General features: G+C 49.2%; 20 protein-coding genes and 1 riboswitch. Of the genes, 8 read left to right on the plus strand and 12 right to left on the minus strand.

Annotated features, from left to right (window positions below):
- Positions 1-17: 17 nt before the first annotated feature.
- Positions 18-1,550 carry a Ppx/GppA family phosphatase gene (locus K331_RS0115175; protein WP_028590966.1) on the plus strand — a complete coding sequence of 511 codons (1,533 nt, stop codon included), beginning with the start codon at positions 18-20 and terminating at the stop codon, positions 1,548-1,550.
- Here the strand turns inward: K331_RS0115175 and ppk1 are convergent.
- Positions 1,516-3,654 carry a polyphosphate kinase 1 gene (gene ppk1 / locus K331_RS0115180; RefSeq protein WP_028590967.1) on the minus strand — a complete coding sequence of 713 codons (2,139 nt, stop codon included), beginning with the start codon at positions 3,652-3,654 and terminating at the stop codon, positions 1,516-1,518. The genes K331_RS0115175 and ppk1 overlap by 35 nt on opposite strands.
- 364 nt (positions 3,655-4,018) lie before the next feature.
- Between ppk1 and K331_RS0115185 the strand changes: the two genes are divergently transcribed.
- From K331_RS0115185 to K331_RS0115200, 4 genes are all read left to right on the plus strand, one after another.
- Positions 4,019-4,249: a hypothetical protein gene (locus K331_RS0115185; protein ID WP_028590968.1), complete on the plus strand. Its 231-nt coding sequence runs from the start codon at positions 4,019-4,021 to the stop codon at positions 4,247-4,249.
- Positions 4,250-4,431: 182 nt separating this feature from the next.
- A complete protein-coding gene (locus tag K331_RS0115190) occupies positions 4,432-5,109 on the plus strand; it encodes a futalosine hydrolase (RefSeq protein WP_036635023.1) in 678 nt (225 codons plus the stop codon).
- Positions 5,109-5,945, plus strand: coding sequence for a 1,4-dihydroxy-6-naphthoate synthase (locus K331_RS0115195; RefSeq protein WP_028590970.1), 837 nt, complete (start codon positions 5,109-5,111; stop codon positions 5,943-5,945). The genes K331_RS0115190 and K331_RS0115195 overlap by 1 nt, the downstream gene beginning before the upstream one ends.
- A 107-nt stretch (positions 5,946-6,052) precedes the next feature.
- On the plus strand, positions 6,053-6,979 hold the full coding sequence (locus K331_RS0115200) for a copper amine oxidase N-terminal domain-containing protein (protein WP_028590971.1): 927 nt from the start codon (positions 6,053-6,055) through the stop codon (positions 6,977-6,979).
- A 185-nt stretch (positions 6,980-7,164) separates the two neighbouring features.
- On the opposite strand, the gene K331_RS0115205 is transcribed toward K331_RS0115200, so the two are convergent.
- The 6 genes from K331_RS0115205 to K331_RS0115230 form a co-directional block, all read right to left on the minus strand.
- Positions 7,165-7,476, minus strand: coding sequence for a hypothetical protein (locus tag K331_RS0115205; RefSeq protein ID WP_018885595.1), 312 nt, complete (start codon positions 7,474-7,476; stop codon positions 7,165-7,167).
- 261 nt (positions 7,477-7,737) lie between these two features.
- Positions 7,738-8,019, minus strand: coding sequence for a hypothetical protein (locus K331_RS0115210; protein WP_226383612.1), 282 nt, complete (start codon positions 8,017-8,019; stop codon positions 7,738-7,740).
- A 96-nt stretch (positions 8,020-8,115) separates the two neighbouring features.
- Positions 8,116-10,995: an ATP-binding protein gene (locus K331_RS0115215; protein ID WP_028590973.1), complete on the minus strand. Its 2,880-nt coding sequence runs from the start codon at positions 10,993-10,995 to the stop codon at positions 8,116-8,118.
- Entirely contained in the window at positions 10,992-11,354 is a 363-nt protein-coding gene (locus K331_RS0115220; protein ID WP_028590974.1) for a response regulator transcription factor, read from the minus strand. The genes K331_RS0115215 and K331_RS0115220 overlap by 4 nt, the downstream gene beginning before the upstream one ends.
- Positions 11,355-11,379: 25 nt before the next feature.
- On the minus strand, positions 11,380-13,020 hold the full coding sequence (locus K331_RS0115225; protein WP_028590975.1) for a GGDEF domain-containing response regulator: 1,641 nt from the start codon (positions 13,018-13,020) through the stop codon (positions 11,380-11,382).
- 387 nt (positions 13,021-13,407) lie between these two features.
- Positions 13,408-13,764, minus strand: coding sequence for a HesB/IscA family protein (locus K331_RS0115230; protein ID WP_028590976.1), 357 nt, complete (start codon positions 13,762-13,764; stop codon positions 13,408-13,410).
- A gap of 347 nt (positions 13,765-14,111) precedes the next feature.
- Here K331_RS0115230 and mqnE point away from each other — a divergent pair, with 347 nt between their 5' ends.
- Positions 14,112-15,218: an aminofutalosine synthase MqnE gene (mqnE, locus tag K331_RS0115235; protein ID WP_025680197.1), complete on the plus strand. Its 1,107-nt coding sequence runs from the start codon at positions 14,112-14,114 to the stop codon at positions 15,216-15,218.
- A 204-nt stretch (positions 15,219-15,422) separates the two neighbouring features.
- On the plus strand, positions 15,423-16,490 hold the full coding sequence (locus K331_RS0115240) for an NAD(P)/FAD-dependent oxidoreductase (protein ID WP_018885603.1): 1,068 nt from the start codon (positions 15,423-15,425) through the stop codon (positions 16,488-16,490).
- A gap of 92 nt (positions 16,491-16,582) precedes the next feature.
- Here K331_RS0115240 and K331_RS0115245 read toward each other — a convergent pair whose 3' ends face one another.
- A complete protein-coding gene (locus K331_RS0115245; RefSeq protein ID WP_028590977.1) occupies positions 16,583-16,837 on the minus strand; it encodes a YuzB family protein in 255 nt (84 codons plus the stop codon).
- An 88-nt stretch (positions 16,838-16,925) separates the two neighbouring features.
- Here K331_RS0115245 and K331_RS0115250 point away from each other — a divergent pair, with 88 nt between their 5' ends.
- Entirely contained in the window at positions 16,926-17,174 is a 249-nt protein-coding gene (locus K331_RS0115250; RefSeq protein ID WP_018885605.1) for a NifU family protein, read from the plus strand.
- 152 nt (positions 17,175-17,326) lie between these two features.
- Here the strand turns inward: K331_RS0115250 and K331_RS0115255 are convergent, their stop codons facing one another.
- From K331_RS0115255 to K331_RS0115270, 4 genes are all read right to left on the minus strand, one after another.
- A complete protein-coding gene (locus K331_RS0115255; RefSeq protein ID WP_018885606.1) occupies positions 17,327-18,133 on the minus strand; it encodes an SDR family oxidoreductase in 807 nt (268 codons plus the stop codon).
- A gap of 169 nt (positions 18,134-18,302) precedes the next feature.
- The gene (locus K331_RS0115260) at positions 18,303-19,148 is read right to left on the minus strand and encodes a MetQ/NlpA family ABC transporter substrate-binding protein (protein WP_018885607.1); all 846 of its coding nucleotides are present in this window, start codon (positions 19,146-19,148) and stop codon (positions 18,303-18,305) included.
- A 61-nt stretch (positions 19,149-19,209) separates the two neighbouring features.
- The gene (locus K331_RS0115265) at positions 19,210-19,878 is read right to left on the minus strand and encodes a methionine ABC transporter permease (RefSeq protein WP_025680200.1); all 669 of its coding nucleotides are present in this window, start codon (positions 19,876-19,878) and stop codon (positions 19,210-19,212) included.
- Positions 19,878-20,894: a methionine ABC transporter ATP-binding protein gene (locus K331_RS0115270; RefSeq protein ID WP_018885609.1), complete on the minus strand. Its 1,017-nt coding sequence runs from the start codon at positions 20,892-20,894 to the stop codon at positions 19,878-19,880. Before K331_RS0115270 ends, K331_RS0115265 begins: the two co-directional genes overlap by 1 nt.
- A gap of 117 nt (positions 20,895-21,011) precedes the next feature.
- Positions 21,012-21,150: riboswitch (SAM riboswitch) on the minus strand.
- Between the last annotated feature and the right edge of the window lie 125 nt (positions 21,151-21,275).

The following is a 21,275-nucleotide window of genomic DNA, read 5'->3' on the forward strand; positions in this document are numbered from 1 at the left end:
TAAGGAGATTAGCTCTAATGTATGAGACTGTAGGCATTATGGACATCGGATCCAACTCTATCAGACTGGTGATATATGAATTCACTACAAACGGTGAATACCGTGTAATACAAGAATGCAAGGAATCGGCACGCCTCAGTGCCAAGATTGGGCCGGAAGGTAGAATGGAGCGAGAAGCGATTGCGGGCATAGCACCCATTCTTCGGCAATTCCGGCAGGTGTGCGAGGTATTCAATGCTACGCGAATCCGTGCTACAGCTACCGCAGCGATCCGCAATGCCGCGAACACAGAGGAGATCATCTCGTGGATTGCTGAGGAGACGGGTCTGGAGCTGGAGGTTCTGTCTGGCGAGGAAGAAGGAACCATGGGTTTTCTTGGTGTAGCCAATACGATGAATGTGCTGGATGGAATCCTCATTGACATTGGGGGAGGCAGTACGGAAATTACCTTGTTCAGCAGACGTGAGCGTCTGCAGACGGTGTCTTTTCCTTTTGGAGCTGTGAATATGAACAGCCGCTTCGGAACAAATAGCGAACAGGATAGCTGGGACGATACGCGTATTGAAGCACTTCAGGCCGTTGTCCGTTCAGCGTTAGCCGAGCATCCCTGGATTACCGAGAATCTAGGACTCCCCTTCGTTGGCCTGGGAGGTACGGCACGAACGTTGGCCAAGATCAGTCAGAAGCAACGGAACTATTCCCTGCCAATCCTGCATCATTATGAGATGAGCGTCGAAGAGATTAATGAGATGTACCAACGGCTGCCAAAGATGAGCTACAGTCAGCGCAAAAAAATAGCCGGCCTGTCCAAGGACAGAGCCGACATCATTGTATCGGGACTTATTATTTTGTACACCATCTTCTCCGCTGCCAAGGGAGCATCCTTTATGATCAGCGGGGCTGGACTACGAGATGGTCTGTTTCATCAGATGAGAAATCCACAGCAGCCACTTGTAGCAGATCCACTTGATGCTAGTATTCAGAATGCGCTGGCTTCCAGCAGTCCGGCTAGAAAGGAGCATCTGGATCGGGTACTCAGCCATACTCGGCAACTATGTAGACTACTACAGGTTGATAACCTTCCATCCGATGAACGTATTCTTCGTACAGCAGCCATGCTGTACAAGAGCGGCGCTACACTGAACTATTACCAGTACAGCCAGCATAGCGCCTACCATATCATGCGCGGCGGACTTGGTGGTCTCTCACATCGGGAGACGGTGCTAGCCGCAGCACTTGCGGATTATCATCCGAAGCTCCGCACAGAGCAGCTGCTTGATAACCATCGTGATATCGTGCGGCATACCGATACAGCATGGGTCCATAGGACAGGCTCGCTTCTACAGCTTGCCATTGCCCTCGATTGCAGTGAGAGTGGAACGATTCAGCAGATGGAGGCCTCCCTGCAAGAACAGACGCTGCATTTAGCACTACTCTGCAAAGGCACCCCCGTACTTGAGCTCAACGAACTGGAGAATAAGGCCAAAGATGTGCAGAAGGTATGGAACCTGCAAATTACTTGGTCCGTACAGTCCGTTTCCAACTCTTAATATTCATGGATTCGAACTGGCTGCGAATGGATGGCTCGCTATGAGGTACATAAGCGTAGCTTCCATTCGGCAGCAGTTCCCTCGCTTTGACATTGTCTTTTAGCTGCAGCTGCAATATTCGAATGACCGATTGCTTCAATGTATTATCGTTAACTGGACACATGAGCTCGATCCGTCTGGTCAGGTTGCGGGTCATCCAGTCCGCGCTAGAGAGATACACCTCCTGCTCCCCCCCATTCTCGAAGAAGAACAGCCGTGAGTGCTCCAGGAATCGATCTACGATGCTAATGACGCGAATATTCTCGCTAAGCCCCGGAATACCTGGACGCAGGCAGCATACTCCGCGTACGATCAGCTCAATCTTCACTCCAGCCTGAGAAGCTGCATACAGCTCATCAATCATTTCCTGATTGGATAAGGAATTGACCTTCGCCTGGATGTAGGCGGATTTGCCAGCTGCCGCATGACGCGCCTCACGACGAATCAGCTCGAATAGTCGGTCCTTCATGCCTGTCGGAGCTACCGTAAAGGCCTTAAGCTCATTCGGGGTTGAGAAGCCCGTGATCTCATTGAACAGTGTAGACGCATCCTCCCCGACAGATTCCTCTGAGGTGAATAGTCCAATATCTGTATACAGACGAGCCGTGCTCGCGTTGTAATTGCCTGTACCGACATGCACATATCGCTTGAGGGCGTTCTGCTCATGTCGTACGACGAGGATGATCTTCGCATGGGTCTTGAGTCCAACCAGTCCATAGACGACATGACAGCCAGCCTTCTCCAGCTTGCGGGCCCAGGCAATGTTACGTTCCTCATCGAATCTCGCCTTCAGCTCGACCACTACAGTCACCTGCTTGCCGGACTCAGCGGCATGTGCCAAGGCCGGAATAAGCTTGGATTCCCCATTTACCCGATATAAGGTCATCTTGATCGCCATGACATTCGGGTCCTCCGAGGCTTCAATGACAAAATCCGTCACAGCATCGAAGGATTCATATGGATGGTACAACAGCACATCCCGGTTCCGCAGAATCTCGAAGAACTCCTCCCTGAGCTCAAGCTCTTGAGGATAGACAGGCTTGATAGGTGGAAAGCGCAGGTGTGAATGACCTTCCAAGCCTTCAGCGAACGAGGACAGGAAGCTCAAATCCAGCGGGCCGTCAATCTCAAAGACATGATCATTCAGCTGGAAGGCATATTGAAGCTCCTCAAGCGCATAAGGATGGATTCCTTGCTCCACCTCCAGACGTACAGGCGCCCCGCGGCGACGGCGACGAAGCTCCTTCTCGATCTCCTCCAGCAAATCTTCAGCTTCCTCTTCATTAATGAACAGATCAGCATTCCGTGTAACCCTGAACCCATGAACTGCCTCTGGCGTGTAACCCCCGAATAACGTATGGATATGATTCTTAATGAGTTCCTCAAGGAAAATGAATGACTTGCGTTTGCTATTCGCCCGCCCAGGAATCGGCACTAGTCGCGGTATATTGGAGGGTACCTGAACGATGGCAAAATAGAGATTATCATCCGTAGCAGCCTCTTTGGGCTCGGATTTTTTGAGCTTGCCCTTGGGCATGGCAACGTTACGCTTCAGAACTACCGCCAGATACACGTATTTATTATGAACGAGCGGGAAAGGACGGCTCTGATCGACAGCCATCGGCGTCAGGACCGGAAATACAATATCATGATAGTAAGCATCCAGTGCCTTGCGTTGGGTCGGGCTCAGATCCTCATATTCCAGAAAACGCAGCCCTTTTTTGACCAGTTGACGTGACACCTCACGGTAGGTCTTGTATTGGTCAGAGACCATGGAACTGGCTCTCTTCATCAGTCGTTTATATAGGCCTTGTGGGGCATAACCGGTAAAATCCTTTTGCATGAAGCCGGCCTTAATCTTTTCTAACGTCTCAGCGACGCGAACACCCATAAATTCATCCAGATTGCTGGAGACGATGGCAAGGAACTTGGCCCGTTCGAGCAGTGGGGTCTCCTCATCCTGTGCCTCCTGAAGCACCCGGCGATTAAATTCAATCCAGCTCAGATCACGGTTAAAGTACCGAGAGGAGCCGGATTTGTCTATAAGCTGACGTTCATTAAGCATCATCGATTCATTAAGCATAGGGCCTCCTGTGTACAATCAAAAAGTGTCTAATAATGTTGAAACTTTGTACATTACTATTGTACTACCCGCTGAACTGGTCAAGCATCTGCCGAATGTTATGGGAATGTAAAATCCATGTAAAATAAGATTTAATCTTTACATCTGCTGTACGATAAGGTAAAGTCATTACGTCCGTCGGCATACCTTCCATCCATGTATCGTACCATTTCTTCGGTCAACTGATCAGGAGGCTTGGATACGTGATAACACGCTGGAAGACACAACAGAAATATTACCTTTATTATACCTAATTTCAGGCACAATGCTCGATGCAAGTCTGCTAAAATCAGGAGGATAAATCAAAATGGATTCCAAAAGGAAAACGTTCATACTGCAAAAGAATCTCGACTTCTTCACTGCAGCCCTCTCACAGACACCCGTCTCGGTCTGGCAGGAGGATGCAACAGGCGTATATTGCGAGATTGGCCGTGGCTGCATCGAGATGTTCTCGGATCAAGTCATTCGCATCGCCAATCCTGATCATACAACGAGTCATTACGAGCGAGGCTCCACGATGTTCCAGGCTGTCATGTAAGACAAGCCCATCTAAGCTCTCGATGAATTAGCCATTATCTCTCAATGAATTAGCCATTATATGTATGCATACTCCCGGCGCCAATTATGGCGCTTTTTGTCATTTCATTATATGATTTTTTGAACCTTCTTCTGAAAAGGTGTAGAATGCTTGTATTGGTTTACACGGAAGGGAAGATACAAATGACAAAAGCCAGAATACATACGAGGTCTGACACAGCAGGCCGTGTGTTGATCATGACCGCAGTGGAGGCTGAGCGTGCCGCTGTGCTTAGAGGTGTCGGAGATGACCCTCGCTTTGTCGTGTCGCTTGCTGGGGTAGGTACCGCCTCAGCCGCAGCACTCACTGCTGCCCTACTTGCGAAGGAGTCCTATGCGATGGTGATCAGTGCTGGAATCGGAGGTGGGTTCAGTGAGGTTGCAACGATCGAATCTATCGTGGTAGCAACCGAGATCATTGCTGCCGACCTAGGAGCTGAGACACCGGATGGGTTCAGTAGTGTGGAGGAGCTAGGCTTCGGAAACAGCAGGCTAGAGGTAGACCCTGCCATTGCTCAGCAATGGGTGGACTTACTCCAGGCTGCTACCATTCCGGCTTGCGGGGGCCCCATACTCACCGTCAATACAGCCACAGGTAGTGAGAAGCAGGCATGCGAGCTGCGCAAGCGAGTGCCAGGCGCCGCTGCCGAGGCTATGGAGGGATACGGGGTCGGCATAGCCGCTCGAACCTTTGGGCTACCCTGCTATGAAATACGCAGCATTTCCAACGCCGTAGGACCGCGTAACCGCGAAGCATGGCGAATTCAGGAGGCACTTCACTCGCTGGAGCTCGCATTCCGCACATTAACGGAGGTCATGTAATGCAGATTGCTTTTTCACCTTGTCCAAATGATACCTTTGTCTTCCACGCCTGGGCTCATGGCCTACTGCCAGACGCACCGCCGTTGGAAGTTACATACGCCGATATTGATATTACCAACAACCTTGCAGTTACACCAGATGGACTGGAGGTCATGAAGATTTCCTATGCTGCCCTGCCCTGGGTGCTGGATGAATACGCTTTGCTGCCTTGTGGCGGCGCATTGGGACGTGGCTGTGGCCCCCTGGTACTCACACGTACGGGAGCCATTTCACCAGAAGAATTGTCCGGCAAGCGAGTGGCTGTTCCCAGCGAACGCTCCACAGCCTATCTGCTCTTCCGACTCTGGGCGGCCAAGCATGTTCCAGGGGGCGTGGGAGAGATCATTGTGATGCCTTTCGATCGAATTATGCCAGCCGTTCAGGAAGGCAGTATTGATGCTGGGCTGGTCATTCATGAAGCCAGATTCACCTACACCAATTATGGACTGCATATGCTGGTAGACCTCGGGAATTGGTGGGAAGCGGATACAGGATTGCCCATTCCGCTTGGAGCCATTATAGCTCGTCGAACGCTTCCACTCGCTCAGATCTCACAATGGATTCGTCAATCTGTAGACTACGCCTGGAAGCACCCGGAAGCCTCGCGGGACTATATTCTCTCCCACGCACAGGAGATGTCTCCAGACGTAGCAGAATCCCATATTGCTCTATACGTGAACGAGTTCACGGCCGAGCTTGGAGAAGATGGATACGCTGCTATTGAAGCATTGCTTGGACGAGCTTCCGCTGAAGGACTTGTACCCGCCTTCGATCTGGCAAAGCTGCGTAGCTTGTAAGCTAGTTCTGATTCATAAGCCTCACCATCCGGGTATGTAGTAAGAAAGTCTGAGAAGTCACCACAATACACGACTGGTTCGACCATCCAGAGGAGGGATGAGAATTGATGAAGAAATGGGTATCACTGGTTCTGGCGGCCGCATTATCCGGCGCACTGTTCGTTTCGGTATCTCATGCAGCATCCGCGCTGCAGGTCACAGGACCATCCCCGATCCATACTGGTGCATTACAGGTATCAGTGAACAACAAGATTGTAGAGCTCCCCTCCGGAGCATCCGTAATCATTTATGAAGGTACAACTCTGGTTCCCCTGAACGTTGTTCGCTCCCTTGGACATGAGGTGAGTTGGGATAACAGCAGTAAGACCGCATCGTTAACAACATCAAAGGGAAGCATTACGCTCCGGCTTGGTGCAACATCAGCTACACTGAACGGCAAGCAGGTGACGCTTAGTCAGCCTGTGATGCTGCGCAACAACTACGTGATGGTACCACTACGCTTTATCGCAGAATCCTCAGGAGCCTCTGTTGGCTACAGCTCATCGAACCAGGTGGTCTACGTCGCCTCAGCTACAGAGCAGGAGCTTGCTAATCTGGCCTTGCCTTCGCTGGCCACTGCCCGAGCAACCGCGCTGTCCCTGCCATTGGTTGATACGCTCATTGAGCTGGAGAAGGCACCTACTGGTAATCGCTCGCTGGTATTTTTCCAAGAAGGACGATCCGACCGCTTCATTTCAATACAAAATGATGTCATGAGCTATTATCAGGTTATCAATGGAGTGAAGTACAAAAAAGGCACGGCCCAAGTACGTGCCGGACAGTCTGGGGCCGCTCCCTTTGCTTCAATTCCATACAGCTTGACTAGCTCCTACATTGGCGCAGAACGCCCGGAGATGTCTGGACGGATGGTATACTTCCGTGCCTTGCCTGGAGGAGGCCTTGAATATGGCTATGCCACTGCGAGTGGAATGGCCAAGGTCGGGGAGACGACTACGATGGAGCTAGCCATTCCTGGCGAGCAGCGAGCGAACTGAATCAGAGTATAGCAGATGAATGATGAAGCATGATTACCTTGCTAAAATCTGTGATACTACATAGCGCAAGATGCGCGCACAAAATAGTGCAAGAGCACACACAGAAATAGCCCTGCTGACGATCACCGTCAACAGGGCTATTTCGTACGTTCTATAGAGCTTGTGCGGAGTGCTTCAGTACTTTACTACTGCTCAATAAACTCCGGCTTGAAGACTTGATCCAGCTTTGCACCTAGTCGCTTCACCAGCGGAACCTTGATATCTCTTCCGAGCTCCTTCAGGAAGACGTCAGGATCACATTGAACCTGCTCCAGCTGCAGCTGAATGGCCCCTTCCTCAACAATGTTGGGGTTGTCCTCCTCGGGCACCACTACCGAGACATCATACTTTTTCGTCAGCGTATTGCTGTATCTTGCGAAAATTTCAAGCAATTCATCGTTAGTGAATTTCTCAACCGCTGATTTCCCTTTGTTCGTAAAATGCAATTTCACTTTCAATGTAATGCCCCCTTTTCATCAGATCCTGCGTGACATTTTCTATGGCGCTGTGAAAGGTTGTTCGGACACAGTCAGTCAGGCGACTGGGATCGAATATTGCAGAATGCTGGCACGTGTTATCTATACTACAGTATATCCTTCTTTCTTATTTATATCTACTGCTTGTGATCAACTGTTTCCACGCATCCTGTAAAATTTTCATAATTTTCAATCATGCGGGAAAATATTTAGACAATTATTACATTTCTGATGCCAAATTGGCTACACACGCTTAGTGCAGGCCCAGCCATGGGACTCGTACTCACGAGCAGCATCACGTAAATCCTCCACATCACTAGTATGGATCGTAACCGATGGAAGCACAACCCAGCATTCAGCGACGGAGTAATCAAGCATGACGTCTTCTACTTCGTAATACAGCATATCACCAAAGGCGGCATCCATAATTTTATGTCCGATATGAGGAATGGCTTCTGATTCAAACGTGCGTAAGACCTTCGTATACTCATTCACACCTGTAGCCTTAATTTGCTGAGAAATCACAATGTTCAATTTTTGATCCTCCTGTGTGGATGTCTGTGAGTCAACGCTCCTGAAAGCCCCGGATGACAAGCTAGCGTACCATGTCCAGTGTCCAGGTTATTCGTTATTGGGAATGGGACCCGGAACAAAAATCGAGCCTCTGGCATGCTGATGATCATTAATGATCTGCAGAAGCGCCATAGACAGCTTGTGGGGTAAGTAGGGCTTCACAAGATACCCCCGGGCTCCAATATCCAGGGCACGCTCTTTTTCCTCAAATGCGCTAGAGATTAGAATCGGCACATGCTTGAGCGCATCCGTTTGCTTCATCTTCTCAATCACTGTCCAGCCACTCATACCATGAGTAAGAACAAGATCCAGTACTACCGCAGTAGGAGGCTGTTTCAGCATAGCCTCAAATGCTTTCTCTCCACTTGTGAATTGTACGACCTGGTAGCCGCTTCCGGTCAGCTCCTCAGCCAGCAGGTTGGACAGACTCGCATCATCCTCGACAATAAAGATGGTTCTGGATGCTTGGCCAGTCTGCAACTCTGATTCCCTATAGCCCTCATTCACAAAAGGCAGCAGCAGCGAGAAGGTACTGCCTTGGCCATAAGTGGATGTTACTTGTACGTCGCCACCATGATGCTGCATAATCTCTTTTACAATGGCGAGGCCCAATCCAGTCCCACCAATCTGACGGCGATCTGTATTGTCTACACGATAAAATTTTTGGAACAGCTGTGGAATAGCTTCTGCTGGGATGCCAAGCCCTTCATCCGAAATATCTACTCGCAGATACGAGTCCTCGATACCTAAAGTAATACCCACCTTGCCACCTGAAGGTGAATACTTGACCGCATTTCCGACTACGTTCATGAGCACCTGTTTGATTTTATCCGAATCAGCCTTCACCGTCACCTCTCCAGCCAAGTTATCGAAGACGAAGGTATGCTTGGTTGCCTGCACCCGCTGCATATCTATCGTCTCTTCAATCAATTCGGCCAAGCTGACCCGGCTGAAATGGTAGGTCTGTCCGCCCGATTCCATTCGCTGCAGATCCAGAAAATCATTGATTAACGACGTCAGTCGGTGAGCCTCCTGATGAATGGTTCGGATATATTTCTTCTGACGCTCAGCGGTCAACTCCTTGTGCAGCAGAAGCTCAGCAAAGCCGAGCACACTAGCCAGCGGGGTTCTCAACTCATGGCTGACGGTGCTGACGAATTCGGATTTCATTTCATCCGCCTCGTACTCCTTCGTAATATCACGGTGTACCAGCAGCGTCCCTGCATGATTACTTCCCGTGAATAGCGGCTTGCTGTACATCTCGATCATTCTCCGATCCGGCATAGCCATTTCATATATGATCCGTTGCTGCTCAGCAGAGCGACCATCCATAAGATCTGTTAGGTACTGGCGAAGAGGAGTAGCATCCGCTAACAGTGGGGACAGCTTGGTCTCCATTTCCTCCAATGTCAAATGAACCTCGGGATTATCATCGTGTTCGAGCTTCATCATTCGCTTCCAGCTTGAATTCACTTGAATAGTCGTTCCATGCCGATCCAGAAGCTGGACCCCAACATCAATTGTATCCAGAATATCCTGGGTCAGCTTCCGATGACTCTCGGCATCCTCATAGATAGCCAATTTCTCCAAGGAGAGTGAAATTTGCTGGGCAAAGGACTGCGTCTCCTCCTCCTCTTTGGAGGTAAATTCTCGTGAAAAGCGTGTCAATGCCAATATCGCAATAATTTCACCATTTGAATGGAGAACGGGCACAAAAATATCGCTCGCCGACAGTTGACCCAGATGGTATCCTTTCTCTGCGTCGCTTGCTTGACGATGAATGCTATAAGGGACCTTGGTCTCTTCCAGTCGTGGCAAGATACCCTCTCTATAATTTGTTACAAACTGGATAATCGAGTGCTCGGACAGACCAAATGAGGCATAATCTGTCTGTGCACCCGGGAGCAGCAATATGCCTTTATCAGCTTTCATGATGGCTGCCATATGTGTAATAATGCTCTGAAGCAGCTCTTGTCGGTCGAGTGTTGTCGAGATGGAGCGTATGAATTGATTATGCTTTTGAAGGCTATGCTCCTTTTCCTCCATTTTGACGAGGGCCTCGGTAAGCTCCTCCTGCTGCATCTGAAGCTCATCCTGCTGTGCCTGCAGCTCCTCATTCTGGGCGACAAGCTCCTCTTCCTTCGCTTGAATCTGGATCATCATGGATTGCAAAGAGCGGGCCAGCACGCCAATCTCATCTGGGCGATCTGTGTAGTTGACCTTATCCACACCACCAAGCGTGAAGGCTTTGGCACTGCCCGCCAGCCGAATCATAGGCATGCCCAAATCCCGAGCGGTCTTGATCATCATCAGGAACAACAAGAACATGATGAAGAGCACATATACGATGTATTGGACATTTTGAGCTTGAAGACGCTCCATAACCTGTGTCTGTTTTTCTTGTCCACGAGTGCGATATTCAGCATTTAATGAGCTTAGCTCCTCAAGAAGATGATTCATTTGCATCGTGGCACCTTGCTGGGATAAATTGCGCAACTCCCCATAATCCCCGTTCTGAGATAGCTCCGTAGCCATAGGCAAAGCCCGGGTAAAGAAATCCTTCAATAGCGAATCCAGATTATCCATCACCTGAATTTCCCTTGCGCTAGCCTGGTATTTCTTATAATCAGCTATATTTCGTTCCACTGCAGCCTTTTCTTCAAACATCTTCTTATACTCTTCTTCATTCTGAAGCATAAAGTACCCGCGAGCACGAAAAAAAACACCAGTAAAATGATGCGACAGCTCATCCAGAATCTCCTGCTTGGCTACCAGCACCTCATCGGTCTTCCGAAATTCTTCTTGCTCCCGCTGCTCGTTCAAGTACAGAGCCCCTGCACCGATAAAAAATAGCACCAGAACAGTCAGCATCATACCCATGAAGCGCATCATTAAATTTCTGCGGAATGGAATGACCCACTTGCTCATACAAGCATTTCCTCCACCTTGCGAACCAATTCCAGTGGACTGAAGGGCTTGGACATGAAATCATTGGCTCCCGCCATCTTTACCCGGTCCTGCTCCCGATGCTGGTTCTTGGCTGATAGCATCAGAATTCGAGTATGCTGTCTGTCTGGCATAGCTCGGACTTTCGTGATGACATCCAGCCCTGTTAATTTAGGCATCATATAATCCAAAATGACCAGATCGTAGCTTGTCGAAGTAATCCGCTCCAAAGCTTCCTCTCCATCACACGCGACATCCAGCTCGTATCCTTCATCTTCAAGCGTATCCGCCACTAGCATACGCAGCACAGGTTCATCCTCTGCAAGCAATAACCTTTTCAACATTTGTTCCCCCTCAGACTTATGTTTAACTTTTGATGGCCAGATTCATGCGGGCAAGCAGCCGCTTCATCCGGGCCTCTAGCTCGCCGATATGAAATGGCTTAGTCAGATAATCATCTGCACCAAGCTGCAAGGCACGTACAATATCGTTCTCCTCTTTGCGACCCGTAAGCATAATGACAGAATACATACTGGACCTCGGCAACATTCGAATACGCTCCAGCACCTCCAGACCATCCATCTTCGGCATGACACCATCCAGGACGACCAGGAACGGAGACGATTGAGCATGCCAAGGGTCCGCAAAAAACATTTCGCCATCGCGATAAGCCCTCACCTCTACCGGCATGATCCCACCCATCGACTCCTGCAGGGATTCCAGCAGCAGCGCGCGAATGATGGCATCGTCATCAATAATCGCAATGTTCAATTTACGGGAGTATGTCTCCTTGACCATACCCGTATAGCCAACCTCCACCCTATTGCGACCACGCTCCTTGGCTTCGTACAATGCCAGATCAGCGATGCTCAGCCACTCGCGACACTGCTGTGGATCAGCATCCAGCACTTCCACTACGCCAGCCGAGAACGTCATCCGCAGACTTGCATCAGGCGCCCCCAGCTCCAGAGTCGAGAATTCACTGAGCAGTCGTTCAAGAACCTGCTTGGCTTCGTCAGCACTGGTCTGCGGCAATAATAGTACGAATTCCTCACCACCAAACCGTATCAAAATATCTGCCGTGCGGATATTCTCCTTCATGTACGAGGTGAATCCAAGCAGCACCTTGTCGCCAACAAGATGTCCATGCTGATCATTCACCTTTTTGAAATAGTCCAGATCAATGACCGCTAAAGAGAAGTTGGAATTCAGACGATTGCGTTCACGGCATAACCGCATATATGCTTCATCCAGGTATTTCCTGTTCATAACTCCTGTTAGTTCGTCCATAAATAACAGGTTGTCGATTTGCTTCTTCTTCCGCATTTGCCGATTCAAGCGCGCCAGCAGCTCATCCATATCTAGTGGTTTATTGAGAAAATCATCTGCTCCCATCTCAAACGCCCTAAGTCGGCTCTCTTTTCTGGTATCTGTGCTGATGATCGTTGTCGGAATGAAGCCCTTGCTGATCCGATCCTTCAGGGTAGCAATAACCTCGAATCCGTTTTTTTCGGGAATAATCAGGTCCAGAATCAGACAGTCTGGCCATAAATCATGGAAGTAGTGAATCGCTTGATTTGGATTGACCGTAGCGATGACAAAGAACCCCCTCGACTCCAATTCTTCCTTCAAAAATTGAAGCAGAGCAGCGTCATCATCCAAAATGAGGACGAGCGGCTGCTCGGAGGGAATCTCTGCTCTTGTAGGCATCGGATGCTTCATCTCAAGCTCCTGGCTATGTCCAGTGGTGTAGGTAGTCTTAATGATAGGCATTAGGAAGGTACGTAGCTCGTGAGGCGTCCATACATAATCGGAGATGGGCTCTAGTTGCTCCAGCAACGAGCTGGACAGCTCGGATAGATCTGACATCTGCAATGTGCCTGCGGTGCCCTTGACCGAATGAAGGAATCGACGCACTTCTTCATGCTCGATAGCTTGAGAGAGATCGAACCAGTCATCCATTTGAGTACGTATGTTAGCCAGCAAGAGATCTATGTATTTTCTCAAGTTTATTTCCCCTTCTCGGTCTGCTGCTTACGACAAGTTCCTCTTACCGAAGTGACAAGCCTGGTCGAATCTTCCCTAGCAGAGATACTCAAGATCTGACTAGTTAGTCATTCCAGAGAAGAGCACTGTCCTTTTCGCTAGATTTAAATAAAAAAGACCACCAGCAAAAAAGCGGCAGGAAGGGGTTCACCTGTTCTAAATTGGAGAGTTTTGTCGAATAGATGATTTGATTATACCATAAGCTGCTTTGAAATTTGATAGCTTTTCTGGAGCGGTATGGCTGGCTCTGGCCCTGAATATAGTAAAAAGACCTTAATAGCTCAACAGTCACAACTGTCTGCTAAAAAGGTCTTAAGTTCTGCACCCCGAACCATATGCTTCAGAGCCTTAGCATTCCTTGTCAGGGACACCGGCTTCTTCACGAGTACGGAAGCTGGAGCCGCAGCCGCAAGTGGCAATAGCATTCGGATTGTGGATGGTGAATCCGCCCGTCATACCAGATTCCTCGAAGTCAATCTCAAGGCCGTCCAGGTAACGTAGGTTCTCCTTCTCTACAACAACCTTCATATCCTGTACATTCATATATATATCCTGATCAGATTCTTGATCGTCAAAGCCCATCGCATAAGAAAATCCCGTGCAGCCGCCTGGAGTCACACCAAGACGCAAGAACATATTAGGCGTCTCCTGCTGAGACAGCATCTCCTTCAGCCGATCTGCCGCAGATTCTGAAATGGTAATCATGCTATTTCCTCCTTTATTTCTTCAGTTCTATTTCAGTATACTCCACATACAGAAGGTCCTCAAGTCATCATTCACAACGCAAGCTGCCTCCCGAACACCCTTTTTCACAGCAATTGTATTGAACACCTGCAACGTCAGGTTTATAATAGAAACGACGCAGTAGATGAACTGTCGGAATTTTGTCAACAAGAAGTCGCTCAATCGACACATTTATCATTGTAACATTTTTCACTTATTGTGTGAGACCGTGAAGCCGGGACTAACCGACGAAAGCGGGCATCCTGTGTGCATCGTGAAGCCAGCTATTCCTTCACGCATCACCCAGCAACTTGAAGGAGGAAATTGGTATGTCCACATTAACAACACCTTTTACAGATAAACGCATGGCGGAGATCGTAGAGAAGGTACAGCAGGGTCAGCGCCTGTCTCTAGAGGACGGCATTTATTTATATGAAACGGATGATCTGCTGACGCTTGGGCAGCTTGCGAATGAAGCTAACCTGCGCAAGAACGGCAAGAAAGTATACTTCATTGAGAATATGAGTCTATACTTCACGAATGTATGCGAGGCACGCTGTGCCTTTTGTAATTTCCGGAAGGATCAGGGCGATGATGGTGCCTACACCCTCTCTGGCTCTGAAATGATTGAATATGTAGAGCAGCATATCCATCCTGGCGTTCGGGAATTCCACATTGTAGGTGGACATAATCCGCATGTTCCTTTTCAATACTATGTAGACTCCCTGAAGGCTCTGCACGAGAAATATCCGAATGTCACTCTCAAGGCCTACACGGCTGCGGAGATTGACTTCTTCACACGTATCAGTGGACTCAGCATCTCCGAGGTGCTGCATGAGCTGCGAGGTGCTGGACTGCGTTCCCTGACTGGCGGTGGTGCCGAAATCCTCAGCGATGAGTATCGCCAAAAAATGCGTGTCGACAAAGCAAATGTGGACCGCTATCTTGAAGTACACCGTACAGCCCATAACATGGGTATGCGCACGCATACGACGATGCTGTACGGCTCAGTAGAATCCTATGAGGATCGCATCAACCACATGCTGCAGGTTCGCCAGCTACAGGATGAGACGAACGGGTTCATGGTGTTCATACCGCTGTCCATGCAGCCTAAGAGCAAGAATGCCAGCATTATGCGCCGCAACTCGGCTTACGAAGATCTTAAGACAATTGCCATCAGCCGTCTGATGCTGGATAACATCGATCATATCAAGGCTTACTTCATTAACATTGGACCTCAGCTGACACAAGTGGCTCTATCCTTCGGCGCATCCGACGTGCATGGCACGATCGTTCGTGAGAAGATCAGTCACGCTGCTGGCGCACTGACTCCTGAAGGCTTGACTCGCAAAGAGCTGATCTGGCTAGTGAAGGGTGCAGGACGCATTCCCGTTGAACGGGATACCTTCTACAACGAGATCGAAGTGTACGAATAAGCCTGAAGCAGATACCTTCTAACAGGTTAAACAGGCATTGTTCACTGGAGAGATCATAAAGCTTGGCACGGGTAATCTGAATTAACATACAGCAAGAATAAACAGAATGCAATGAATCGACTCACAAGCCATAACAGGCACGAGCCAACATGAGCTAAAGGATAAAGCCTAGTAACAGCACAACACAGAAAGGGCTGACCTGATATGAAGAAATTCGTCATTCTGGGGGGCGGCTACGGCGGCCTCACCATTGCCAAAGAATTGCTGGATAAGCACGTTCCCAAAGACATCGAGATCATCCTCGTCGATCGCATGCCCTTTCAGGGTCTGAAGACCGAGTATTATGCACTGGCTGCGGGGACTGTCTCTGATCTGGAGCTCAGAGTCTCCTTTCCGGCACATGCCGAGCTTACTCGCCGCTACGGTGAGGTTACCTCGATTGACCTGGAGAACAAGACCGTGCACTTCATGATCGGTGATCCTCTGGAGTATGACCAGCTTGTGATTGGGCTAGGCTGTACAGATCGGTTCCACAACACACCCGGTGCCAAGGACTATGCCTCCACAATCCAATCCTTCAACAGTACTCGCCAGACCTATCTACGCCTGAACGAAATCAAGCCATACGGTCAGGTGCATATTGTTGGCGGGGGATTAAGTGGCGTCGAATTGGCTGCTGAGCTTCGCGAGAGTCGCCCTGATCTTAACATTGCTATCCTGGACCGTGGAGAGCGCGTCTTAACCGCCTTTCCACAGCGATTGTCAACGTATGTCCATGCCTGGTTCAAAGAGCATCAGGTGGATACCATGTCCCATGTAGCCGTATCCCGCGTAGAACCATCTGCCATCTACAATCGGGATGCGGAAATGCTAACCGATGCCGTAGTGTGGACAGCAGGGATTCAGCCCGTCAAGGCTGTACAGGACCTGCAAGTAGCCAAGGATGCGCAAGGGCGTATATTGCTGAATGAGCTATATCAGATTCCACAGCACCCGGAGGTATACGTGGTTGGGGATTGTGCGAGCCTTCCTTTCTCTCCAAGTGCTCAGGCAGCTGAAGCTCAGGGTGAGCGTATTGCCCATATTGTGAGAGCACTATGGAAGGGAGACACTCCGCATCCACATCCGATTAGATTACGTGGCACTCTGGGCTCTCTTGGCAAAAAGGCCGGCTTCGGCTACGGCTTCATGGGAGCAGCTTCTCTCCGCGGACGTATTCCGCGTCTGCTCAAGAGCGGTGTCCTATGGAAATCCAAGCGTCATTTCGGATAGCATCTAGGGGACAATCAGGTCGGTGTACAACATTCGTTAACACAGTAAAGGGTTCCCCGCTTGGATGTGCTCAAGCGCGGGAACCCTTATTTTTAATCCAAATCAATCTCCAGCCATGCTTCAGCTTCCTTGATCTTGGCAATAACCGCCTCATACAGCGCATCAGCCGAATCTGCTGCCACGATCTCGCCATTGACCATGGCATAAGGCTCCATATAACATTGCCCGCAATTGGTCAGGCATCCATATTCGATCACATCATAGTCTGGATTCTCTTCCAGACGAGTCATGACCTCCTCTGTACCCAGATGCATATTACTGCTGCAAAATTCGATAATTGGTCTCAATTCATTTCACCTGCTTTTCGTAAGGCCATTTTAATTTAACCTGAATTGTACTATAATAATAGGTATCAGGAAAGGAGTTGAATTCTAAATGAGCGATAACACGCAAAGCATCACCTTGTATGATGAAGTACTGGAAGTGTTGGACAAATTGCGTCCTTTCTTGCAGCGCGACGGCGGTGACGTGGAACTGGTAGATGTTGAAGACGGCATCGTGAAGCTGAAGCTGATGGGTGCATGCGGCAGCTGCCCGAGTTCAACGATCACGTTGAAAGCAGGTATTGAACGTGCCCTTCTCGAAGAAGTGGAAGGCGTTCAAGAAGTGGTACAAGTATTCTAAGATATGCCCCTGCATATTTTATGACAGAGAGTCCTGGCTTCAGCTGAAGCCAAGACTCTTTTTTTTGCGCATGTTCATGTATCCACCCGGGCTATTGGTTTTGTTGCTCTCGGCTTCTCATACGAAGCACGGACCCTTATTACCCTTAGTCATCAATCCACTATATTAGCTTGCTCCGGCTTCACTGAAGATTTACCGATGGAAGGTCGGATTGGGTCCAGCCCCCCTGAGATGTCCATAATGTTCCCAGTAATAAAATCCGAATCATCCCCGCACAAATAAGCGATGACACGGGCTACATCCTCCCCGCTGCCGGGTCTTCCTCTAGGTGTCTCTGGATCAGGCAGACTGCTGACCTCTGCGATCGTCTTTTCTTTATTATCCCCCCGAATATCACCAGGACAGATCATATTTACAGTTATGCCAAATGGGGCCTCTTCCACTGCCAGTGTCTTCGTGAAGGATACAAGTCCTACCTTGGCTGCCGCATATACCGCTCTGTGCGGCCACGATCTTGCTTCTCCAGCATGTCCGAAGCCAAAGTGAATAATTCTTCCCCAACGCTGCTTACGCATGTGGGGCAGCACATAGTGATCCAGGAGCATGGCTCCTACCAGGTTCCCCTGAATTAAGGATTGAATCTCCACATGGGTATACTCGGCAAATAAACGGCGTTCACGAATGAATGGTCCTGCATTATTAACCATGATATCCACGCCGCCGAGCTCCTGCTCTACCCGGCTAATAAGTTCCTCAATCTGGTCAGGCCTCGATATATCCGCCTGTACTGCAATACACCGCACGCCCTTCATTCTGATCTGCTGCTGAAGCTCCTCCGCTTCCGCCTGACTGTGTACATAATTCAGTGCGATGTCGCAGCCCAGATCAGCCAGCTGAAGAGCCGTCATTCGGCCAAGACCTTTGGCGCTTCCAGTTATAAGGGCTATTCTGTGTCTCAACATCCTTCCTCCTCTGCACAGAGAACGGTCACAGCAACAGTATATTCGATTTAACACCTCCCCACAAGAAGAGCACCTGTTAACTCAAAAAAAGCCAGCATCCGTCGAAGCGGAGGCTGGCTGTTCTGACAACGAATAGCTGATGTTATTTCGGACCAATGATGCCAACTTAGAACGCTGGAACGATCGCACCTTGGTACTTGTCTTCAATGAATTTTCTAACTTCATCGGATTGCAGCGCTTTGGCCAGCGCTTGAATTCCCTCGGAATCCTTGTTATCCGGACGGGATACAAGCAAGTTCGCATAAGGAGATTCTTTGTCCTCGATGAACAGTGCATCCTGTGTAGGATTCAATTGAGCTTCCAATGCATAGTTCGTATTGATAACGGCCAGGTCGAGATCCGGCAATTGACGCGGCAGAATGGCTGCATCGGCTTCCTTGATATCAAGGTTCTTAGGGTTAGCCGTAATGTCAGCAATAGTGGAACCAACATCCGTGTTATCTTTGAGCGTAATCAGCCCTTGTTTAGCAAGCAATACCAGAGCACGTCCACCATTCGTTGCATCGTTAGGAATACCTACAATTGCTCCATCCTTCAGTTCGTCGATGGATGTAAGCTTCTGGGAGTAGGCACCCATAGGTTCAACGTGTACAGATACGACAGGCACGAGGTCCATGCCGCGTGTCTCGTTCTCGCTATCCAGGTAAGGCTTGTGCTGGAAGAAGTTCGCATCCAATTGCTTGTCGAATACTTGTACGTTCGGCTGTACATAATCATTAAAAGTTACTACCTGCAAACGAACACCTTGTGCTTCCAGGCTTGGCTTAATAGCTTCCAGAATTTCCGCATGCGGAACTGCTGTTGCTCCTACCTTCAGCTCAACTTGACGCGGTGCGCCTCCTGGTGTCGGCTCAGCTTCGCCTGCCGCCTGATTACCTTGGGAATTGTTGCCGCAAGCTGCGAGAACCGCCATCAAGGTAATGCTCAGTAACAATAGAGACCATTTTTTCATGTGTACCCCTCCAATGTGATTAATAAAAATAGTGACATAAGGATCTATATATATGTTTTCCTTATTTCCGTGTGTAATGCCGAACCAGACGGTCACCGACCATCTGCAGCACCTGTACAATGACAACCATCAGTGCAACAGCCACAATCATGACTGGCAGATTATACCTGTAATATCCATAGTTGATGGCTAGGGCACCCAGCCCGCCACCACCAATCATTCCCGACATCGCGGTGTAGGATACAAGCGTAACAATAGTAATTGTCAGCGCAGCCACCAGACCAGGGAGCGCCTCGCGTAGCAGGACTCGGAAAATAATCTGGGTCGTGGAGGCACCCATTGATTGGGCCGCCTCAATGACGCCTCGGTCTACCTCGCGCAAGGACGTCTCCACCAAACGGGCAAAGAACGGCACGGCTCCTATGACAAGTGGTGGAATCGTACCCTCGACACCAATAGACGTGCCAACGATAAGACGCGTCAGCGGAATCAGAGCCACAATCAGAATGATGAATGGTACGGAGCGCAGAATATTTACAATGACGGATAATATATTATAGACAATCTGCAAAACGACATTAGACGAACGGCTCGTCAGAAATAGCACTACGCCCAGGGGAAGCCCTAGAAGTAAGGTGAAGAGCCCGGAGGCACCCAACATTCTCAGGGTATCGATCGTCGACTTGCTAACCTCTTCCCAATTTATCTGGGAAAAATCCAGATCCACTATCATTGCATGACCTCCACATCCAGCCCCTGGGCAGTGAGCTCGGCTATTGTCCGGCTAATATCAGGAGCAGCACCCTCAAAGCGTACGATAAGCTGGCCATAAGGCGTATCCTTCAAGGTAGAGATGGTTCCCTGCAGGATCGCAAAGTCCACACCCGTATTACGCACAGCCTTAGAGAGGATCGGATCATAGGTCTGGCTACCAAGGAACGAGATCTTCACAATCTGGGCTGAATCCTGATGGGCCGCCTGGAGAATCTTACTAAGCTCTTGCTGCTCATCGGCTTCTCTCAGTATGAAATCTCTCGTAACCGGATGCTTCGGCTTCAAGAATACCTCTGATACAGGGCCTTGCTCAACAATCCCACCCTGATGGATAACACCTACTCGATCGCAAATGCTCTGAATAACGTGCATCTCATGCGTAATGAGCATAATAGTTAGATTAAAGCGCTGATTAATATCTCGCAGGAGCTTCAGAATAGAATTCGTCGTCTGCGGGTCAAGTGCCGAGGTTGCCTCGTCACACAGGAGCACATCTGGATCACTTGCTAGTGCTCGTGCAATTCCTACCCGTTGCTTCTGTCCCCCGGATAGCTGAGCTGGATATTTGGAGCTATGCTGCTCCAGTCCTACCAACACCAGTAGTTCTCTCACTTTGGCATCCAGCTTAGCTGCAGGAGTGTGAACCAGTCGCAGGGGGAAGGCTACATTCTCATAGACCGTCGCAGAGGACAACAGGTTAAAATGCTGGAAGATCATGCTGATCTTACGTCTCGCCAATTGCAGCTGATTGCGGGGAAGCGCCGTCAGATTCACGCCCCCTACCCATACCTCTCCTGAGCTTGGGCGTTCGAGAAGATTCACACATCGAATCAATGTACTCTTGCCTGCACCGGAGTGACCGATGACACCGAAGATTTCACCCTTTTCTATAGTCAAGTCCAGATTGGACAAGGCGATATTTTTTTGATTTCCCTTACCGTAATACTTCGTTAATTGCTTGATTTCAATCAAAGACGTGCCCCCCTTTCTTACCTTTACCCTATCCTGCCGTAACTGCCCCGAAATATACATAAATAGAAGAGCCCTTATCACAGAAGGATAAGGGCTCTTGCATGAACTGCACCACTTGTCTCATCTGCCAATACAATCTATTCATAGATGTATTGTTGGAATTAGCACCATGACGTTCGCCCCGCTCGTCTATACGACGGGGATAACCGGTTGCCGGGCTTCAAAGGGCCAGTCCCTCCACCACTCTCGATAAGAATTATGCTATTATAATCAGATCTCAATATCTGAATGAATACGACATGTAAATAATCAAAATATATGAAACTAGCTTTCAGTATAGATAGTTTACACACGTTTGTCAAAGGTCAATTTTTGTAGTTA

Source organism: Paenibacillus massiliensis subsp. panacisoli DSM 21345 (genome assembly GCF_000426545.1).
In the GTDB taxonomy this organism is placed as follows: domain Bacteria; phylum Bacillota; class Bacilli; order Paenibacillales; family Paenibacillaceae; genus Paenibacillus; species Paenibacillus panacisoli.